This window comes from Dinghuibacter sp. (assembly GCF_035492835.1).
Lineage (GTDB): Bacteria > Bacteroidota > Bacteroidia > Chitinophagales > Chitinophagaceae > Dinghuibacter.
The window spans coordinates 1-18502 of record NZ_DATJIY010000034.1 but is presented as its reverse complement, the minus strand read 5'-3'; the positions used below and the strand labels follow the sequence as shown (position 1 = coordinate 18502).

The following is an 18502-nucleotide window of genomic DNA, read 5'->3' as shown; positions in this document are numbered from 1 at the left end:
ACCGGATAAAAATAGGTTTTGGCTGTTTCCGGCGACGGCTTACTGTGACAAGGCGGTTATTTTTTGTAATGAAAACCCGGGCGGTAGGTTTCGCTCAGGGGTATGCTCCGTTTTCCGCCGGGGAGGTCGACGGTGACTTCCGTTGCGTTGTAGTAGGAGACGGCCTTTAGGGCGACGAGGGTTTGTTTGTTGACCTGGCGGAACTGGTCCGCGGGGAGGAGGGCCAGCAACTGGGTGAAGGAGATATTTTTCAACAGGATTTGACCGTTCCTGAGCGTGACCTGTTTGTCCCGGGGATCGCCGTCCGCGGCGCTGATCAGCAGCACCTGGTCGAAGTAGAGCAATATCTTGCCCTGGGCGGAGTTGAGCCGCGCGAAAGCGGGCGCGGCCGGGGCGGCCGGCAGGCGGGTCGATAACTTACGGATCGCCCGTTCGAAACGCTCCTTGTCGAGGGGTTTGCGGATAAAGTCCACCGCGTCCAGGTCGAAGGCGTCGGCGGCGTACTCCTGGTGACCCGTTACAAAGATCACGGGGCGGCCGCGGATGGCTTCGGCCACGGCGAGCCCGTCGATGCCGGGCATATGGATGTCGAGCACCGCGAAGTCAAAGTCAAGCGTGGGCGCGTCGTGGAGGAACTTTTGCGGGTCATTGTAGGCGCGGACCACCTCCAGACCCGGGATCTGCTGGCAGACCAGCTTCAGGTACTGGAGTCCGGGGAGCTCGTCGTCGAGGAGTACGCAGGTCATAGGCGGTTTGATTGTACCAGTCACGACAGGCGCAGGGATAGCCTGGCCGTGAATATGTCGTCCTGCAGAAATTGTTCCAATTCGTACCGGCCGGGGTAGAGCGCGTCCAGACGGGTCCGGAGCGTGGCGCGGCCGACGCCGCCCTTTTCCTTTCTTAAGGGCGGCTGCGCGCTGACTTTATTGGAGACCGTGAGGGTGAAGCGGTCGTCCTTCAGCTCGAAAAGGATCGATATAAAGGCGCCTTCGCGCTGGAGGTCGGCGTGCTTGAAGGCGTTTTCGATGAGGTCTATGGTGATGAGCGGGGCGATGGCCGGCTTGTCGTACGTAGCGTCCAGCTTATTTTTTACCTGGAGGTCGAAGAGCGGGCTCACCTTGAGGCGGTTGATCTCGATGAGGCTGAGGGCAAAGTCGACCTCTTCGCGCGGCGTCACAAAACGCCGGTCGCTTTCGTAGAGGATGTAGTCGAGGACATTGGACAGCTTGTCCAGGGCGTAATACGTCTGGTAGGCGTGGGACTGGATGGCGTTGAGGGCGTTCCGCAAGAGGTGCGGGTTCAGCCGGGACTTGGCGGACTCCAGCTCGAGGGCCTTGAGCTTGTCGATGAGATCCGCGGGCGTGGTTGACAGCGCGGTCTGCGTCGTTTTCAGGCGGCGGTGTTGCCGGGATACCACGACGGCCAGAACGGCTACGGCGAGGGCCAGGATAACGATCAGGACGGTGCTCACCGGGGCAAGATAGCGAATTACTCCGTTCGGAGGCTCCGCGTCGGGTTCGCCAGCGCCGCGCGGATCGCCTGGAAGCTGACGGTGGCCAGCGTCAGGAGCAACGCACCCGCCGCCGCGGCGGCAAAGATCCACCAGGACAGGTTGGACCGGTACGTGTACCCGTTCAGCCAGTGGCTCATCAGGTAGTACGACACCGGTACGGAGATCAGCAGCGACAACCCCACCAGCACGATGAACTCCCGCGACAGGAGCGCCCACAGCGATACCACCGTCGCGCCCAGCACCTTGCGGATACCGATCTCCTTGATGCGTTGTTCCGCGGTAAAGGCGGCCATACCAAAGAGTCCCAGACAGCTGATAAAAACGGCCAGGATGGTGAAGAAGCCGGCCAGCCGGCCGGTCCGCTCTTCGCCGCCGAACTTGAAACCATAAAGGGTGTCCACGAACTGGCAGTCGAAAGGCTGGTCGGGGGCGAAGCGGTTAAAGATGGCTTCGGTGGCGGCCAGCGTTTGCTGTACGCCCGCCTGCGGTTTGATGCGTACCACGACCTTGGCGTAGTCGCCCGTGTCCTGCAGGTGATAAAAGGTCGGACGGACGGGGCTGTATGGGTCCTCCATGAGCATGTCTTTGATCACGCCGATCAATGTATAGGGGCGGCCGTCCCAACGGATGACCTGACCGACGGGGTCCTTCAGCCCCATGAAACGGACGACGGTTTCGTTGGCGACAAAGGCCGCGGTGTCGCCGGGGTAGGCGCTGTTGAAGTCGCGGCCCTGGAGGAATTGCCAGCCGACGGTCCTGCCATAGTCGGGAGAGACCTCGATGTTCGGGAAATCCAGCGACAGGCTGGGGTCCTTGCCCACCCACGAGAAATCGCTGTTCGTGGACCAGACGCCGGTAGTGGAGCTGCTGGACTCCGCCGCGTCGGCCACCAGGCCGGTTTTGAGCAGCTCCTGCCGGACGGCGCCGAAGTGACGGTGGATGTCCGGGGTGTACATCATGACCTCGAAAAGGCCGTTCCGGTCATAACCCGTTTCACGGCTCCGGGCGTGCCGGATCTGCCGGAAAACGACCAGGGTGCCCACGATCAGGACGACCGAGATCGTGAACTGGAGGACAACCAGCGCTTTTCGCGGGAGGGCCGCCAGGCGGCCAGCCTTGAAGGTGCCCTTGAGGACCTTGACCGGTTTAAAGGCCGACAGGTAGAGCGCGGGATAGCTACCGGCCACGAGCCCCGTCAATGCGCAAAAGACCAGCAGCGAGCCCCAGAAGAGCGGGCTCGTCCAGGGCAGCGCAATGTCCTTGCCGGCCACCAGGTTGAACGAGGGCAAGGCCAGCTGCGACAGCAAGAGCGCGATCGCCAGGGCCATCAGCACGACCAGCATCGATTCCCCCAGGAACTGACCGATGAGCTGCCCGCGGAGGGAGCCGATGGCCTTGCGGATGCCGACCTCCTTGGCGCGGCGCTCCGAGCGGGCGGTGCTCAGGTTCATAAAGTTGATACACGCAAGCAACAATACGAAGAGCCCGATCAGGCCGAACATCCAGACTTCCTGGACAAAACCGCCGGTGTTGACGCCGTTCTCGAAGCTCGAAAACAAGCGCCAGCGGGGCATTGCGTGTACGAAAATCAGCCCGTGGTGGATGCGTTCGTCTGCGCGGACGCGTTTGAGCTTTGCGTAGCGTATATCGTCGCTCGCCTTAGCCGGGGAGACCCCGGGGGCCAGCTGGACGTAGGTATAATAAGAGTTGGAGCGCCAGGGGTTTTTTTGCTGGTCGAAGTGATAGAGGCGTTTGAGCTGGGCGAAGTTGGCCATAAAACCCATGTCGGCAAAGGAGCAATTCTGTGGGAGGTCCTTATACACGCCCACGACCTTCAGGTCGGCCTGGTTGTCGATCCGGAAGACCTTGCCCAGGGCGCTGCCGTCCTTAAAAAACGATTTCGCCACCGACTGCGACAGCAGCACGCCGTCGGGTTCGCCGTTCAACGCGTCGCGCGTGCCTTCGACCATGTCCAGGCTGAGCATGTCCGCCATCGCGGGTTCCATATAGTTGCCGACCTTGATTTGCTTGTTGTCGCCGATCGTCAGTATGTGCCCCGAAGCGCCTCCATCCGCGACGGCCACGTTCGTAAAGTCGCGTCCGTAATTCCGCCGGAGCTCGTCGCCCATCGGCCAGGGCGTGGTATTCCAGGTGCTCACCTTGCCGTTGCCGGTCGTGTTCTGCCATACCACGCCCAATTGACCGTAGTGCTGGAAGTTCCGGTCAAAGGTGACTTCGTCCATCACCCAAAGACCGATGAGCAGCGCCACGGCCATGCCGACCGCCAGACCGGCGATGTTGATGATGGAGTGTACGCGGTGCTTGGCTAGGTTGCGGTAGGCGGCGAGGAAATAGTTTCTAAGCATTATTCGGATCTTAAGCTGTGAACGGGATTGGCCAGCGCGGCGCGGATGGCCTGGAAGCTGACGGTAGCCAGGGTGACTACGATAGCGCCCAGACCGGCGCCGGCAAATATCCACCAGGCCAGCCCGGTGTGGTAGTCATAGTGTTCGAGCCAGTGGCCCATATAGTAGCGCGCCACGGGGATGGCGATCAGCAGCGACAGCAGCACCAGCAGGACGAACTCGCGGGATAGCAGCCGCCAGAGGGTGAACACCGAGGCGCCGAGGACCTTCCGGATGCCGACCTCCTTGGTGCGTTGTTCGGCCACAAAGGTCGCCAGGCCGAAGAGGCCCAGACAGGAGATAAGGATGGCCAGCGCGGCGAAGACCGTGGCCAGCTCACCCACGCGCACCTCGGAGTCGAACTTCCTGGCATAGTCCTGGTTTACCCAGTGGAACGCGAACGGCGCGCCCGGGTTGAACTGCCTGAAGACGCTCTCGACCTTGGGGATAGCGCCGCTCACGGGCGTGAGCTTTATATCGATAACGCTGAACCAGCCGTCTTGTGTGAAAAACGCGGGTTTGATGGGCTCGAAGGGGGACTCCTTGAGGATGTTGTCCACGACGCCGATGACGTGATAGGTGTGGCCGTTGTGTTGTACGAGCTCGCCCAGCGGCTGTTTGAACCGCATCAGCGCGACCGCCGATTCACTCAGGACCATCGCGGTGGAGTCCGTGGCATAGTCGCGGCTGAAGTCCCGGCCCCGGGTGATCCGCCAGCCGATGGTGCGGCCGTATTCGGGGGTTACGTTGCTCGACATCACGAGGGGGTGCGTGCCTGGTTCCTTTCCCTTCCAATCGATATCGGTCGTACCGTTGTTTTGATCGGTCATAGAGCTCGAGCACTCCGTGACGTCCGTTACGGCGCCCGTGGCCAACAGCTGCGTCCTCAGGACATCGAAGTGCTGATTGAGGGCCGGGGTGTTGATGTTCACCTCGATCATTCCGCTGCGGTCATAACCCGTGGGCCGGTCCCTGGCGTATCCGATCTGGCGGTAGACCACGGCGGTGCCGATGATCAGCGCGACGGATATCGAGAACTGGAGCACCACCAGCGCGCGGCGTGGCAGGGCGGCCAGGCGGCTGGTCCGTTTGAGCACCTTGATGGGTTTGAACGAAGACAGGTACAGGGCGGGGTAACTACCGGCGATGAACCCTGTCAACACGCTGAAAAGGGCGCCCGCCATCCAGAAGACCGGGTCGGTCCAGGGGAAAGGTATGGTTTTGCCTGCGATAGCCGCAAACAACGGCAATGTAAGCCAGGTGAGGATGGCCGACAGGCCAAAGGCGATGAGGGCGATGACGGCCGATTCGACAAAGAACTGCACGATCAGCTGGGAACGGACCGAGCCGATGGTCTTGCGGATGCCGACCTCCCTGGCGCGCCGTTCCGAGCGGGCGGTGCTGAGGTTCATAAAATTGATGCACGCCAGCAGGAGCACGAAAATGCCGATGATGCCAAACAACCGGACGATCTCGATAAAGCCCCCGACGTTCACGCCGTTATGGAAGTCCCGGTAGAGGTGCCACCGGTCCATCGGAAAGACAAAAAACTCAGGGCGGTAGACGGGAGGGTTGTCGGTCTTGAGCAGGATGTCGCGTATCTTGTTCGAGACGTTTTTGACGTCGGCGTTGGCTTTTAACTGTACGTATACGTTAAAGGAGTTGTTGCCCCAGTCGGTTTTGGCGCCCCGGGCGTTATTGTTGGTGGCCTGGTAGAGACTCCAGGGGGCGACAAAGTGTACGCCGTCAAGGCTGCTGTTTGCGGGGAACGCTTTGAATATGCCGGAGACGCGGACGACGATGGTGTCGCTGATCTTTAACACCTGGCCGATGGGGTTTTTATCACCGAAGATCGCCTGGGCGGTGGGGGCGTCGACGAGGATGTCGTGCATGTCCCGTTGTCTGCGGCCGCTCTCTATGCTGACGCTAAATATGTCGGCGAAGTCGGGTTCCGCGTAGAGGCCGTGTACCGGCAATTTTTTGTCCGCGTATTGGACCACCTGCGTTTCGGGTATGGACGCCATCGAGACCTTGTCGAAGTCGGGGAAGCTCGACCGCAGCTCCGGGCCCATGGGCTCCGGGATGACGTCGTAAGGGACCTTGACGCCTTTCACAAAGGTCACGAACTGCCATATCTTGCCGATCCTCCGGTAATGGTCGAAGTTCCGGTCAAAGGACACCTCGTTCACTATCCATAGGCCGATGAGCATGGCCACGGTCATCCCGATGGCCAGGCCGCCGATATTGACGACGGCCGAGAGGCGGCTGCGCCCGAGGGTGCGCAGGGCGATGCGGAGGTAGTTCTTCAGCATGTCCGTTCCGCGTCAAGGGGGGTGCCAAAGTGCTTGTTCATTGGTTTTTAACGCGTTGTGGCTTTTATTGGGCGCTTTGGCCGTCCGCTTTCGATACGGCGGGTGTCCGTATCTTTATAGCATGACCTCTATCCAACTCCGGAAGTCCCGTCGCATGATCCACGGGGTGGCATTGCTCGGCGCGCTGGTGGCCGCCGGCCTGGCGCAGCTGCCCGCCAGCGACAACGTGGTGCTGGTTCCGCTGGAGATCCTTTTGGTCATCGGGCTCGGGAGCGTCTTCGGGCTACGGCTGCGCCACAGCTACCGGACGGCGCTGATCGCGGGCACCGCCTGCACCATGATCGGGCGGGGTATCTCCGAGTGGCTCGTAGGATGGATACCGGTGCTGGGTAACTTCCTCGACGCGTTCACCGCGTTTGCGGTGATCGAGGCATTGGGGTGGATCGTGGCAAGGGAGTTTCAGCGGGAAATGGGGTAGGGGGCTTCATAGCCCTTTACCGAGTGCCAAATGATCTCGTTGAAGATTTTTTCGTCGACGCGGTCGTAGTTGCTGAGGTCTTGTTTTACGGACTGACGCGCCCACGAAAGCTGTTTTCCGGTTAGCATTTTCAGCGGCGGGTTGAGCGAATCGAGCGGGATGTTGTTGGGTACGGCGTCGTAGGGCGTGAAATCGGGCGTGGCGGTAAAACACGCCGACATGTCGCCCGAGGCGCGGTCGAGCTGGTTCATGGGTGGAAGCCCCAGCACGTTTTCGATGGTGCGGACCATGCTCACCTGGGAATAATAGGTGGACACTACCTGGCCGCGTTTGGTGTAGGGGCTGATCACAAAACCCACGGTGCGGTGGCCGTCCACGTGGTCGGCGCCATCCTGGGAGTCGTCTTCGGTGACGAAGATGCACGTTTCTTTCCAGTATTTGCTGTGCGAAATGGCGTCCACGATCCGACCGAGCGCGAGGTCGTTGTCCGCCACCGACGCTTGCGTGGTCGGCATACCCGGGGCGGTCCCGGAGGTATGGTCGCACGGCAGCAGCATGATCGTAAAGCTGGGAAAGGAGTCGTTCGCCTGAAAGCGTTTGAATTCTTTCAGAAAAACGTCCGCCCTGTACTGATCGGGCACCTCGTTGGGGAAACCGATATAGTCCGGGCACATATAGGGCTTTACGGAGCCGATGTTGGCTTTGGCGGTGATGCTGAAGCTTTTGGGGTTGTTGAAGATATCGATAAAATGCGCGCCTTCGGGCTTGATGATACCCGCTACGAACTCGCCATAGTCGCGGAAGGTAAGGCCATGTCGTAATACATTATCCCAGAGAAAACCGGACGCCGCGTATGCCAGCGCGTCGTCCCCGTCGTAGGGGTAGCTGCGGCTGAAGCCGCCAAAGGACTTCTCGAGGTAGTCGGTGGCGTAGGCCTCGTCGGTCCATTGGTGGCCGTCGGCGCTCAGGACGCCGCTGGTATAGTAGTTGTCCAGGAGGACGAAGTCTTCGGCGAGCTTGTGGTGGTTGGGGGTTACGCGTCGCCCAAAAAGTACGAGGGCGGTGTCGCCGTTGCCCTGGGGAAGGTCGCCGAGGAGCTGGTCGTAGACGCGGTTTTCCTTGATGATATAGACGACGTGCTTGAAGCGCGGGGCGGATTGGGGGGACTCGGCGATGCCGTTGTTGCGGTTGACCGATGCCGTTAGTGGCTTTAGCCAGTTGGCTGACGCCGTGTTTCCTGACCGGGCGCCTGCCGCCGCTTCGCTTGCGGCCGGGCCGTTTGCCTCTGGTAGCCCGATGACGGACACGCTTCCCATGAATCCGTGCGTAGTATAGCCCTTTGCCTGCCTCGTCCTCGAGCCGATGCCCTTGATATTGGCGACGTATAGGGTTTTGCCGTCGGTGACCACGGCGCCCGGGTACCACCCGGTGGGGATGTAGCCCTGCACGGCGTAGGGCGGCCGGGCGTCGATGACGGCGATGGCGTTTTGGGTGCCGTTGGCGACGAAGAGTCTATCGCCGTCGGTGGCCAGCGCGTTGGGGGCGCTGCCCAGCAGCGTGTCTTTGGTGACTTTTATGCTGTCGGTTATGACGTCGTTTTTTGTGTCGATGGCGTAGACCCGGTCGCTGTTGGCGCAGGCGACGTACAGTATTTGCCGGTCCGGGCTCAGCGCCATGGCGGAGGGATGGAGACCTACGTGGATGTCCCTTACCGTTTGCCGGGTTTTCAGGTCGACCACCGATACGGAACCGTCGCTGGCGACGCCGTTGCTTTTGTCGACCAGGATGGCGCTGCCGGAGGTGTTTTCGGTGTATTCACCGGGGACCGGGCGGCGACCGCCCCAGTTGGTGACGTATGCCTTGGTCTCGTCCAGCGCCAGGACGCCAAATGGGGCGATCCCAACGGGGATCTGCCGGGTGCTGTCGCCTTCTTCTACTACGGCCAGCGTATTGTTACGGCTGAGGGTGACAAGCAGGGTGTTACCCATTATTGCCACGCCCCCGGGCGCGGGGTCGCCGCCAACGGAAGGGTGGGGGAGCGCGATCAGGGATTGCAGTACCAGACTGTCGTCGATCAAGGCCGCTTTTACGAGCTTGTCATCGGACCGGGTCAGGTATATGGTCGTCCCGCTGATGGCCATACCGTTAAAGGAGGCGCCACCCTTGATCGGGAGCGATTGTTGTACTTTGTTATCGCTAAGGCGGATGAGGTCGAGCGTGCGGATGTTTTTGACCAGGAGGTATTTCTTGTCTTTTGTGAGCGCCAGGCCGACCGGTCGGCCGCCCGGGAGGTATATTTGCCTGCCGGCGGGGCTGATCAGCTGGTTGCTGGGCACCAGGTAGGTGCTGTCGGGGCGGGGGCCGAGGGAGTGCTGCGCATATTGCGCCGCGGCATGTTGCGTTGTGGCTGGTTGCGCCAGGAGGAGAAGGACAAGGAAGCGGGTCATCCGCCAAATCTATACATTTCGATCCGATCGGCGCATTAATTTATTGTAAACATATATAATATGTATTCCTATCGTTTACAATCCTAATATACTTGTATCGTATCCAATCATTCGCAGTCCTATCTTTTTTTGTAAAAGCATAAAAAAAGACCCTTTTTTTGAAAGGGTCTTTTTTTAGCGTCGCGCTTTTAACGGCCGTTGCCACGGCAGTCATAATACGTGTGAAGCACCGTCGTCGTGGGATGTGCCAGCGACGGGGCTGTGGTCGCTTGCGTCTTGGTCAGAGACACGACTTTTTCTTTCCTGAGCTTGAGTTTCTCATGGTTCAATTCGATCTTCTTCATCGTTGTAATTTTTAGCGTTTGGCAATGGGGCACCGGTGCATGATGGTCAGCAACACGGTGGTTGTGGGCTCTTCGTGATTGGACGCCCTGGTCAGGGTGACGATCTTCTGCCTTTTGAGCTGCAGTTTTTCACGATTCAATTCGATTTTTTTCATACATGGCATTTTTGATTAGCAATACGAATGACGTTCCTGAAGGTAGCGACAACTTTTGGCGAAAAAAAATGCATAGACATGCTTACGATAAGTTGGCGGGGGGAATTTTAATGGGTTGGGGGTATTTTTCAACGGATTAGGAAGTTATAAACATGGGGAATTACAGTAATATCTTTATATTTCGGGTTAGGGAAGGATTTTTATTAACTTTAAAAGGACCGCTATCGAAATTCCCTCACCAAAAAATAGAAAAAATGAAAAACGCTATCCAATCGGCAAAATCCCTTACCAAGGCAGAAATGAAAAAAGTCCTCGGCGGCATCGGACCCATCGGAGAAAAATGCGGCACGACGGTGTGCAGCAAATTCCAGGCTTGCTGCTCCCGCGACGGAGCGGGCGGGACGATCATCTACTATTGTACGACGACTGCGTGCCTGTAACATCGCTTGCCCGGCGTCCAAGAGGACGACCGGGCATTTTTTTGCTCCGTCCAAAGGGTTAGCGTATCAAAATTGGGGTTGACGCGGCGGCTTTGCTTCCTTGATGTTGAGGGGATTCGTACCCAATACCTTGCCCTGGAGGGCTTCCATGGCTTTCTTAGCCTGCTCGTCCTGTTTCATTTCCACGAGGCCTTTACCATTGCTGGTGCCGGTGAGGGGGTCATTATAGATCTTCGCATAATCGACCCAGCCAAAAGGCTTAAAAAGTTGCTGAAGGTCAAACTTGTCGAAGTGGCGGGGGAGTCCCGATATGGTCATACGCATAGGCCGGTAAATATACATTGTTTTTTCGGGCTACAATTATTACTTAACATAATATTAATTATAGGACGAAAGTGAATATCCAAAATTCGGCTAGCGTTTTGAAAATGAGTATATTAGCCTATGGCAAAATCCATCCTCTTCTTCGCAATGATATTCCTGGGCTGGCAAGCTGGCGCCCAGACCCTTACGATGCCTCCTGAGGTTCAGAAGGCTTATGACAATGGAACCCGGTCGCTGAGCGGCAAGCCGGGCGAAAAATACTGGCAAAACCACGGTCGTTACACGATATCGCTGACCGTGTCGCCGCCGGACAGGCTGATAAAAGGCGTCGAGCAGATCACGTACGTCAATAACAGCCCCGATACGTTGAAATCGCTGAATATGAAGCTGATCGTTAACGTGCACCGGGGCGGCGGCCGCGGGGGCGCGGGCGATACGTCGGCGGGGATCAAGGTCGACGACCTGAAGATCCGGGGCGTCCAAACCGCCTGGGACAACGAAAAAGCGATCACCACCAACCAGATGGTCGACCTGGCCGAGCCCCTGATGCCGCACGACTCCCTGAAGCTCGATATTGCCTGGCATTATACCCTTTCCCGCCGGGGCGGCCGCGACGGGGCGATCGATTCCACCAGTTTTTATATAGCTTATTTCTATCCCAGGGTATCGGTGTATGACGACTATAAAGGTTGGGATACGCAACCGCACACCGGCGGCCTGGAGTTCTACAACGACTTTAACGATTATCGTGTGGACGTGACCGTGCCAAAGGATTTTATGGTGTGGGCCACCGGTACGTTGCTGAACCCGTCGGAGGTGCTCCAGCCGGAGGCGGCCGCGCGTTTGCAAGCGTCGATGACGAGCGATTCCACCATCCACGTGGCCGCCATGGAAGACTGGCGCGACAAAAAGGTCACCGCGCAACGGGCCGAAAATACCTGGAAATGGGCCGCTTCGAATGTGAGCGACGTGGCCATCGGCGTTAGCGACCATTATGACTGGGACGCGGGGAGCGTCGTGGTCGACAACAAAACGCACCGGCGCGTCAGCATGCAGGCCGCCTTTAACGACTCGAGCGCGGATTTCCATCACTCGGTCCAGTTTGGCCGGTACTCGCTGGCCTGGTTCTCCAACAACTGGCCGGGCGTCCCCTACCCGTACGCCAAATCGAACGCGTTCCAGGGTTTTGCGGACATGGAGTATCCGATGATGATGAACGACAGTCATTCGAAGGACCTCGTTTTTGCGGAGCTGGTACAGGACCACGAACAGGCGCATACCTATTTCCCCTTTTACATGGGCACCAACGAAAGCCGTTATGCGTTTATGGACGAGGGATGGGCGACCACGTACGAATACCTGATCGGTATCACCGAAAGGGACCAGGCTTCGGCCGACGCCTTTTATAAGTCGTTCCGGGTGACCCGGTGGATCCACGGGCCGCACGAGAAAGAAAACCCGATCATCACGCCCAGCCCCGACGTGACCTTTGGCGCGGGCAACAATGCCTATGGCAAGCCGTCGCTGAGCTATCTCGCGCTAAAGGACCTGCTGGGCGACAAATTGTTCAAAAAAGGGCTGCACAATTACATGGCCAACTGGAACGGCAAGCACCCCATTCCCTGGGACTACTTCTATTCGATGGAAAAGGGTTCCGGTCAACACCTGGATTGGTTCTTTTATAACTGGTTCTTTACCCCCGGCTACATCGACCTCGCCCTCGCCAAGGTCGACAAAACGTCGAAGGGCTATACGCTGGACATCCAAAACGTAGGTGGTTTTGCGGTGCCCTTTAACGTGGTCGCGACATATGAGGACGGGTCCACCGAAAGCTTCCATCAGACGCCCGCGGTGTGGGAGCATAACCAGAAACAAACGACGGTGACTATTAAGACGGGTAAGACCGTGAAGTCGCTGACGCTGGACGGGGGGATATTTATGGATGCGAATGAGAAGGATAATACCTGGACGGCGGCGAATTGATGCCTTTTGCTGGCGCCTTTACAGGCGATAGCCGGCCGAAAATGTAATGGTAATCGTCCGATCGTAGACCGTGGTGGTGCCGTTGGTATAGATATGGGTGCTGTTGGACAGGTAGTCCGCCTGCCCTGTAAACCGTAGCCGGGAAATCGTATAATGGAATCCGCCGCCGAGGGTCAGACCAAACGCGGTTTTTTGGAGCGGCTGCGCGTGAAAGACGACGTTGCTGTCCTGGTGGCCAGCCAGGAAGTCCAGACGCGGCCCGACGGAGATAAAGAGGCCCAGATGCTTGTCGAGCGGGATCTTGGGCTCGGCGAGCGTATTGACGGAGACGTAGTCGAGGGTGAAATCGGCGCCACGGGGCTGGCCGGAGGCATCGTTGTAGGCGTACGGCTCATGGCCGCCCTTGCGGAGGTACGCGACGTTGGTGGAGAGATCGAAGTATTTGCGTTCGAAGTATTGCAGACCGAGGCCGAACGTCGGGGTCGTGATGTGCTGGCTGTAAAATTCCCGCGTGAAGGAGTCCTGGAGTTTTGAGATCGAAACACCTGCCTCGACGTTGAGCGTCTGGGCGGAGATAGGGAGCGCCGTGAGCAAGGCGACCGGAAGTAAAAAATGTTTCATGTTGCAGGGTCTGATGCAGGGTCAAAATACGCTAAATTACCACGCATGAGATACCGTTCGTATATATTGTTTTCCTTGTGGTCGCTGGCGTCCTGTCACCGTCCCCACGACTACGACGCCGTCCTGAAGAATCCCGAATTATACTACAAGGTGGTGCACGACCTCAATACGGTCGTGATGGGAAACAATTTCACGCCCATTGTAGCCTCGCGAAACTATATGTATGCGGCGGTGGCGGGTTACGAGGTCGTAGCGGCGGGTTATCCGGATAAATACAGATCGCTGGCGGGGCAATTGCGGGGGTTGGGGGCCACGCCGGCTATGCCTTCTGGGGTCGACGTCGAATTGGGCGCGCTGCTCGCCTTTTGCAAGCTGGGCGAAGCGGTGACTTTTCCAAAAGGCAGTATGTCTTTTGTCACGGACAGCCTTGCAAAGCTCGCGCTGGACCGCGGTATGCCGGGAAGCGTCCTGAAGGCCACGATGATCTATTCGGACAGCGTGGCGGCGGTGGTGATGCGCTGGAGCCGGACGGACAGCTATCTCCTCACGCGGCGCTCCCCGAAATACATCGTCAAGGATTCGCCCGGGCGCTGGATACCGACGCCGCCGGGGTATTTCGCGGCGGCGGAACCGCACTGGAACGAGATCCGTTTTACGGTGGTGGACAGCGTGACCGAATTCATGCCGCATCCCCCCTATCCGTTTGACATGACCGACCAACAAAGCCCGTACTACCAGGAAGTGATGCTGATCAAGCACAAGGTCGACAGCCTTACGCCCCGGGAAGCGGCGATAGCCGACTTCTGGGACGACAATCCGTTCCGGTTGAATGTCTATGGTCACCTCAATTTCGCGACCAAGAAATTCTCGCCCGGGGGACACTGGATGGAGGTCGCGGGGATCGCGGCCAAGCGGGCGGGAGCGGACTTTGGCCGGACGGCGGCCGTGTACGCCGAGACGTCGGTGGCGTTGTTCGATGCGTTTATCCAGTGCTGGAACGTCAAGTACACCTACAATACCATGCGGCCCGAAACGGTGATCACGAAATACGTCGACCCCGCGTGGCGGCCACACCTGCAGACGCCGCCGTTCCCCGAGTATACTTGCGGGCACTGTACGATTTCGGCCGCGGCCTCCGAGGTACTGACGCACGAGTTCGGGGATGGTTTTGCCTACACCGATACGACGGAGACCGAGTTCGGGCTGCCCGCCCGGTCTTTCTCTTCGTTCCGCGACGCGGCCCTGGAGACGATGAACTCCCGGTTTTATGGGGGGATTCACTACCGCTATTGCTGTCTGTTGAGTAACGATATGGGGCGGAAGATCGGGGACCTCGTCGCTTCAAGGATCAACCTTCGCCGATGATATCTAACACGCTTCGCATCGCTTCGGCCATGTGTTTTATCGGGCACGGCATCTTTGGGATCATCACCAAAGCCGTTTGGTGCAACTACTTCGGCGTATTTGGCGTCGGGCACGACCTGGCGTACCGGCTGATGCCGGTGGTGGGGTCGATCGATATACTGTTCGGCGTGTCGCTGTTGGCCTATCCCGTCCGGGCGGTGTTTGCGTGGCTCGTGGTGTGGGGGTTGTTCACGGCGGCTTTGCGTCCCCTCTCAGGGGAGCCGCTGGCGGAGTTTTTCGAGCGGGCCGGGAACTACGGGGCGCCGCTGGCGTTCCTGTTGTACGTGGGGCGGGGACCGTGGTTCGCGCGGGTGAGCGGTGGGACGCCGTCTTCTTCGTTGCGGTGGTGTTTACGTATCGCCGCGTTCCTGTTGCTGGCGGGGCATGGGTGGTTGAATTTGTTGGGAAAGGCATCGCTGGTGGCGCAGTATACGCGTTTTGGTCTTGGGGCTTCTGCGGCTTGGTGTGTGGGCGTTTTTGAAGTCGTGGCGGCGGTTGCCGTGTTAGTGCGGCCGTTGCGCGGGCTCTTGTTCTTTCTTTTCTTCTGGAAAATGTCCTCCGAACTATGGTATCCTCGCTATGAGGTTGTCGAGTGGGTCGAGCGCGGCGGCAGCTATGGCGTTTTGCTGGCCCTGGCCCTGATCGCGCCGCCGTCCAGAGCGGTGAGGAATATCGCGGGGCTCGCCACCTGACCCTGGAACTGGCGCTCGCCGGGGAATTCGAAGTTCCGGCCGATCATCCAGATACCGTCGGGGTAGTCCAGGGATGTTTTGCCGAGCGGCGTGTATTTTTTGAGCTCCCCGTCTATATAGAGCCTGAGACCATCGGGGCTGCAAACACCCGCGATGTGGTGCCAGCGGCCGATCCAATCGCCGGGGAGGTCGACGGTGCAGTCGCCCCGGCCCCAGCCGCCGGCAAAAAAGGTCAGGCTCCCACCGCTGGCCTGTAGCACGTTGTAGTCCCCCAGCGTAAATATGTCTTCGGAGCGGCGTTCCGTCGGGTAGACCCAGCACATCATCGTTAGGGATTCTCCAAGGTGTGTGGTGGGGAGGTCCAGGGGTTTACCATCGTACCGGCCTTCGATATCCAGGATCGTGGCTTCTTCGGGGGTGGCGTAGGCTTTTATGGTTGTTTTTTGGCCGCCAATTTTTATTTGGTGTATACCGGGCTTTTCGAGTGTGATGTTTAGGTTTTGCGGAGCTTCTTCACCGGGCTTGAGCGTGACGGTGTCGGTGGTGGTTTGTTGGCCGTCTTTTAGAACCGGAATGTAGAGGGCTCGGGCCTCCCACCCGGGGTTTCTGACGGTTAGCTTCACGCTCGCTTTTGTTCCTATGGGCGTCAAGGGAAGGGCATCCAGGCCGGTCACTTCGGCGGACGGCTGGGGGCCGTCTGGTACCCTGACGTCGGCGTGTATGGCGGTGGCCGAGCTGTCGAGGCGTAAGGTTACGGGGCCTGGCCGGTACAGACGGAACGACAGGGTATCGAACCTGAGCGTGTCGCTTTGGTACATCGTGGCATTATGGGTCGCGAGGATCTTTCCATCCGCCCATAAACGCACGTGGAAGGTACCCATCCCGGGACCGGTTTTATGGATAACAAAACCGATCCGCGCGGGTGAGCCTGCTATGAGTGGGGCTTCCAGGGATACCCCGGTTATCGTGAAGCGCGGCGGTTTGGGGTTCGCGTGGTACAGGGCGGGACCGGGAGCGGGGCCCATGAGGAAGTCGATCGTTCCGCCTTTTTTTAGCTCGGCATGACTTATCGTGGCTTGACGGTATGGCTTACCATTGATGCGGATGGCCTGTATGTAACGGTTCTTCCTGGAGGCATTTGACCGTATCCGCCAGTTTTTCGCGTGCACCTCTTTGAACAAAGGCGCGCCGATCGCATACGACGGCCGACCGGGACAAAACGGGTACAGACCGAGGGCGCTCCATACGTACCAGCTCGACATCGCGCCGAGGTCGTCGTTGCCCGGGAGACCGCCGGGGATGTCCCGGTAGCGTTGCTCCAGTATCTCGCGCACGTGGCGTTGCGTGAGGTCGGAGCGGCCGGCGTAGTCGAAGAAATACGGCAGGTGCAGGATGGTTTCGTTGTCGAAGAGGACGCGGCCATCCGTCAGGACGGAATCCAGGCGGCCCGCGAACAGCGAATCTCCGCCCATGAGGTCGATCAGCTCGTCGGGGGCCTGCGGCATGAAATAGGAGTAGCCCCAGGTATCCCCTTCCTTGTATCCGCCGTTGCCGGGGTGGCGGTTCAGCGTGTCGCCATACCGCGGCAGCAGCAAAAGGGTCTGTGGGTCGAACAATTGGAACTGCGTACGGACGTTGTCTACCCTATTGAATTGGTTGATGATTTCTTTGTCGTAGGCGTAATCCAGCGTCCGGGTCACCGACTCGGGATAGTTGGAGGGGATGTATCCCTTCTGCCCGAAGACGGCGACATCGCGCTCTTTTGTGGGAATTTGAACGGCCGCGCTCAGCTCTGCGGAATCGATTCCGGCTATGCCTTTACGATAGTCGTCGACCAGCGTAATGATAGCGTGGTTGCCGGTCATCGGCCCGGCGGGCAGGCGCCCCGTCTGCCGGTAGACGTCCATCATCGACCGGGCGATCGCGGACTCCAGCGACGGGTATAACCAGGCGCGCAAGGGGTTGAGGGTGCGGTAGGTGTCCCAGGGCGAAAAGCCGCCGTACTCGGGGTGTCCCTTGGCCTGATGGATCTTGTTGTCCGCGCCGCGGTAACGGCCGTCTACGTCGGAGATGATCCAGGGTAGCAGCAGGGAATGATATAGCGCGGTGTAAAAAATGGTTTTCGCCTTGTCGTTGTCGTCTATGGTGACTGCGTTTAATTTTTGCGCCCATTGTTTCCGGGCGCGTTTCACGAGGGTGTCGAAGGGTGCGTTGCACTCCGCGTCCATGTTGCGACGCGCGCCTTCGCCGTCCGTGGCGGAGACGCCGATCGTGAGCAAGAGCGTTTTTACCGGGGGGAAGGTGTAGATGTTGCCGGTATGGGTCAACGGCTGGACGCTGAAACGGAATGCCGCGCGGGCGGTGTCTTCCACCAGTATCCGGGGGGTAACGCCGGGGGCGAAGGTGAAGCGGAATACGCCGGCGCGGGGGGTGGCGACGGCTTCGACGAGGGTGTTGTCATCGGTTAGGCGTACCCGGTAGTAGCCGGGGGTGGCGTGTTCTTCCCCGTGGGAAAACGGGCGGGCGTGGGAGCCGGCGGGCTGCGCGCCGGCGGGCGCGGCGACGGGCGCTGTGGTGGCCGCTTTGGCGGCTGCGGCGAGCGGCATCACGAAAAAGCGTCCGGCGGAACCTCCTGGGAATCCGCTGTGGTGACCCATGCAGCTAAAGCGGTAGATGAGGCTGTCGCGGTAGTCGTAGCCGCCGTCGGGGCGCGTTTCGGGGGTCAGCTGCGCGTAACCGTTTGGCGCTACCGCGCCGGGGTACGTGCCGCCGTCGTTGCCCCAGCGGGTGTCGACGGCGCTCACGGTGGTGCCGATGAAGGGGTCGACCTGGGCGCGCGCTGCCAGGGGCAACAAACAGAGTATGAGCCAACGGGGCGTCATCGGTGTGCGGCGGGTTTGCGGCCCGCCGGGCGTGCGGCATGTTCGGGGACCAGCGTGTCGGCGGTGCGGGTCGCTCCGTCCTCGAGGGCGATCGTTACCTCCCGGGCGTCCCTGCCATCCTCGTCGTACACGAGTAGCATGTTATAGCCGGAATTCAGCCAGCAGTTGGGGATATAGAGACCGTTGATGGGTATCTTTTCGGGATACCGGCCCAGGTTGTGTCCGTTGACCCAAATCGAGCCGTGCCCCAGACCCTGGGGGATCACCCGCCAAACCTGGGTGGGCTGGGGAGACAGCTGGAAGCTGGCGCGCCACCAGACCGGACCGGCGTGGGCGGCGGTGTCGGCGATAACCATGCGCCAGTTGATGGGGCCGGGACCGCCGCGCATACGCCAGCCCGTTACCGGTTTCGGATCGACAAAGGAACCGGCGCGCACGGGCTGGTCGATACCGCCCTCGTTCGAATAGTTTTCGACAAAAACGGTGAGCGTCAGCGAATCGG

The 18502-nt window shown here is 59.4% G+C and carries 16 protein-coding genes; 5 read left to right on the top strand and 11 right to left on the bottom strand.

Features of this window, described 5'->3' with window-relative positions; translation table 11 throughout:
• Positions 1-56: 56 nt before the first annotated feature.
• The 4 genes from VL547_RS03390 to VL547_RS03375 are packed head-to-tail and all read right to left on the bottom strand — an operon-like array spanning position 57 to position 6230.
• Positions 57-746, bottom strand: coding sequence for a LytR/AlgR family response regulator transcription factor (locus VL547_RS03390; protein WP_325575196.1), 690 nt, complete (start codon positions 744-746; stop codon positions 57-59).
• A 20-nt stretch (positions 747-766) separates the two neighbouring features.
• On the bottom strand, positions 767-1471 hold the full coding sequence (locus VL547_RS03385) for a sensor histidine kinase (protein ID WP_325575194.1): 705 nt from the start codon (positions 1469-1471) through the stop codon (positions 767-769).
• Between the two features lie 17 nt (positions 1472-1488).
• Complete coding sequence (locus tag VL547_RS03380) at positions 1489-3879, bottom strand: ABC transporter permease (protein WP_325575192.1); 2391 nt, start codon at positions 3877-3879, stop codon at positions 1489-1491.
• Positions 3879-6230, bottom strand: a complete 2352-nt coding sequence (locus tag VL547_RS03375) for an ABC transporter permease (protein WP_325575187.1) — start codon at positions 6228-6230, stop codon at positions 3879-3881. Before VL547_RS03375 ends, VL547_RS03380 begins: the two co-directional genes overlap by 1 nt.
• Positions 6231-6351: 121 nt before the next feature.
• Between VL547_RS03375 and VL547_RS03370 the strand changes: the two genes are divergently transcribed.
• Positions 6352-6708, top strand: a complete 357-nt coding sequence (locus tag VL547_RS03370) for a hypothetical protein (RefSeq protein ID WP_325575185.1) — start codon at positions 6352-6354, stop codon at positions 6706-6708.
• On the opposite strand, the gene VL547_RS03365 is transcribed toward VL547_RS03370, so the two are convergent.
• The 3 genes from VL547_RS03365 to VL547_RS03355 form a co-directional block, all read right to left on the bottom strand.
• The gene (locus VL547_RS03365) at positions 6690-9155 is read right to left on the bottom strand and encodes an alkaline phosphatase family protein (protein ID WP_325575183.1); all 2466 of its coding nucleotides are present in this window, start codon (positions 9153-9155) and stop codon (positions 6690-6692) included. The genes VL547_RS03370 and VL547_RS03365 overlap by 19 nt on opposite strands.
• A gap of 188 nt (positions 9156-9343) precedes the next feature.
• The gene (locus VL547_RS03360; protein WP_325575181.1) at positions 9344-9499 is read right to left on the bottom strand and encodes a hypothetical protein; all 156 of its coding nucleotides are present in this window, start codon (positions 9497-9499) and stop codon (positions 9344-9346) included.
• A gap of 11 nt (positions 9500-9510) precedes the next feature.
• Complete coding sequence (locus tag VL547_RS03355; protein WP_325575179.1) at positions 9511-9654, bottom strand: hypothetical protein; 144 nt, start codon at positions 9652-9654, stop codon at positions 9511-9513.
• A gap of 254 nt (positions 9655-9908) precedes the next feature.
• On the opposite strand from VL547_RS03355, the gene VL547_RS03350 reads away from it, so the two are divergent.
• Positions 9909-10094 carry a hypothetical protein gene (locus VL547_RS03350; protein ID WP_325575177.1) on the top strand — a complete coding sequence of 62 codons (186 nt, stop codon included), beginning with the start codon at positions 9909-9911 and terminating at the stop codon, positions 10092-10094.
• A 66-nt stretch (positions 10095-10160) separates the two neighbouring features.
• Here the strand turns inward: VL547_RS03350 and VL547_RS03345 are convergent, their stop codons facing one another.
• Positions 10161-10418 carry an RNA-binding protein gene (locus VL547_RS03345; protein WP_325575175.1) on the bottom strand — a complete coding sequence of 86 codons (258 nt, stop codon included), beginning with the start codon at positions 10416-10418 and terminating at the stop codon, positions 10161-10163.
• A gap of 120 nt (positions 10419-10538) precedes the next feature.
• On the opposite strand from VL547_RS03345, the gene VL547_RS03340 reads away from it, so the two are divergent.
• Positions 10539-12401, top strand: a complete 1863-nt coding sequence (locus VL547_RS03340) for a M1 family metallopeptidase (RefSeq protein ID WP_325575173.1) — start codon at positions 10539-10541, stop codon at positions 12399-12401.
• An 18-nt stretch (positions 12402-12419) separates the two neighbouring features.
• Here VL547_RS03340 and VL547_RS03335 read toward each other — a convergent pair whose 3' ends face one another.
• Positions 12420-13022, bottom strand: coding sequence for an outer membrane beta-barrel protein (locus tag VL547_RS03335; RefSeq protein WP_325575171.1), 603 nt, complete (start codon positions 13020-13022; stop codon positions 12420-12422).
• A 45-nt stretch (positions 13023-13067) separates the two neighbouring features.
• Between VL547_RS03335 and VL547_RS03330 the strand changes: the two genes are divergently transcribed.
• The gene (locus VL547_RS03330) at positions 13068-14387 is read left to right on the top strand and encodes a vanadium-dependent haloperoxidase (RefSeq protein WP_325575166.1); all 1320 of its coding nucleotides are present in this window, start codon (positions 13068-13070) and stop codon (positions 14385-14387) included.
• Positions 14384-15118: a hypothetical protein gene (locus tag VL547_RS03325; RefSeq protein ID WP_325575164.1), complete on the top strand. Its 735-nt coding sequence runs from the start codon at positions 14384-14386 to the stop codon at positions 15116-15118. Before VL547_RS03330 ends, VL547_RS03325 begins: the two co-directional genes overlap by 4 nt.
• Here the strand turns inward: VL547_RS03325 and VL547_RS03320 are convergent.
• Together VL547_RS03320 and VL547_RS03315 are read right to left on the bottom strand one after the other, a co-directional pair.
• Positions 15040-18000 (bottom strand): GH92 family glycosyl hydrolase, encoded by a 2961-nt coding sequence (locus tag VL547_RS03320; RefSeq protein WP_325575162.1) that lies wholly within the window; start codon positions 17998-18000, stop codon positions 15040-15042. The genes VL547_RS03325 and VL547_RS03320 overlap by 79 nt on opposite strands.
• A partial coding sequence (locus VL547_RS03315) for a hypothetical protein (RefSeq protein WP_325575160.1) occupies positions 17997-18502 on the bottom strand: 506 nt, incomplete at its 5' end. The genes VL547_RS03315 and VL547_RS03320, both read right to left, overlap by 4 nt.

What these genes read in the sequence shown, in the direction of transcription:
- VL547_RS03390 (WP_325575196.1), bottom strand. Translation starts at nt 746, where the DNA reads ATGACCTGCGTACTCCTCGACGACGAGCTCCCCGGACTCCAGTACCTG.
- VL547_RS03380 (WP_325575192.1), bottom strand. Translation starts at nt 3,879, where the DNA reads ATGCTTAGAAACTATTTCCTCGCCGCCTACCGCAACCTAGCCAAGCAC.
- VL547_RS03375 (WP_325575187.1), bottom strand. Translation starts at nt 6,230, where the DNA reads ATGCTGAAGAACTACCTCCGCATCGCCCTGCGCACCCTCGGGCGCAGC.
- VL547_RS03370 (WP_325575185.1), top strand. Translation starts at nt 6,352, where the DNA reads ATGACCTCTATCCAACTCCGGAAGTCCCGTCGCATGATCCACGGGGTG.
- VL547_RS03365 (WP_325575183.1), bottom strand. Translation starts at nt 9,155, where the DNA reads ATGACCCGCTTCCTTGTCCTTCTCCTCCTGGCGCAACCAGCCACAACG.
- VL547_RS03360 (WP_325575181.1), bottom strand. Translation starts at nt 9,499, where the DNA reads ATGAAGAAGATCGAATTGAACCATGAGAAACTCAAGCTCAGGAAAGAA.
- VL547_RS03355 (WP_325575179.1), bottom strand. Translation starts at nt 9,654, where the DNA reads ATGAAAAAAATCGAATTGAATCGTGAAAAACTGCAGCTCAAAAGGCAG.
- VL547_RS03350 (WP_325575177.1), top strand. Translation starts at nt 9,909, where the DNA reads ATGAAAAACGCTATCCAATCGGCAAAATCCCTTACCAAGGCAGAAATG.
- VL547_RS03345 (WP_325575175.1), bottom strand. Translation starts at nt 10,418, where the DNA reads ATGCGTATGACCATATCGGGACTCCCCCGCCACTTCGACAAGTTTGAC.
- VL547_RS03340 (WP_325575173.1), top strand. Translation starts at nt 10,539, where the DNA reads ATGGCAAAATCCATCCTCTTCTTCGCAATGATATTCCTGGGCTGGCAA.
- VL547_RS03335 (WP_325575171.1), bottom strand. Translation starts at nt 13,022, where the DNA reads ATGAAACATTTTTTACTTCCGGTCGCCTTGCTCACGGCGCTCCCTATC.
- VL547_RS03330 (WP_325575166.1), top strand. Translation starts at nt 13,068, where the DNA reads ATGAGATACCGTTCGTATATATTGTTTTCCTTGTGGTCGCTGGCGTCC.
- VL547_RS03325 (WP_325575164.1), top strand. Translation starts at nt 14,384, where the DNA reads ATGATATCTAACACGCTTCGCATCGCTTCGGCCATGTGTTTTATCGGG.
- VL547_RS03320 (WP_325575162.1), bottom strand. Translation starts at nt 18,000, where the DNA reads ATGACGCCCCGTTGGCTCATACTCTGTTTGTTGCCCCTGGCAGCGCGC.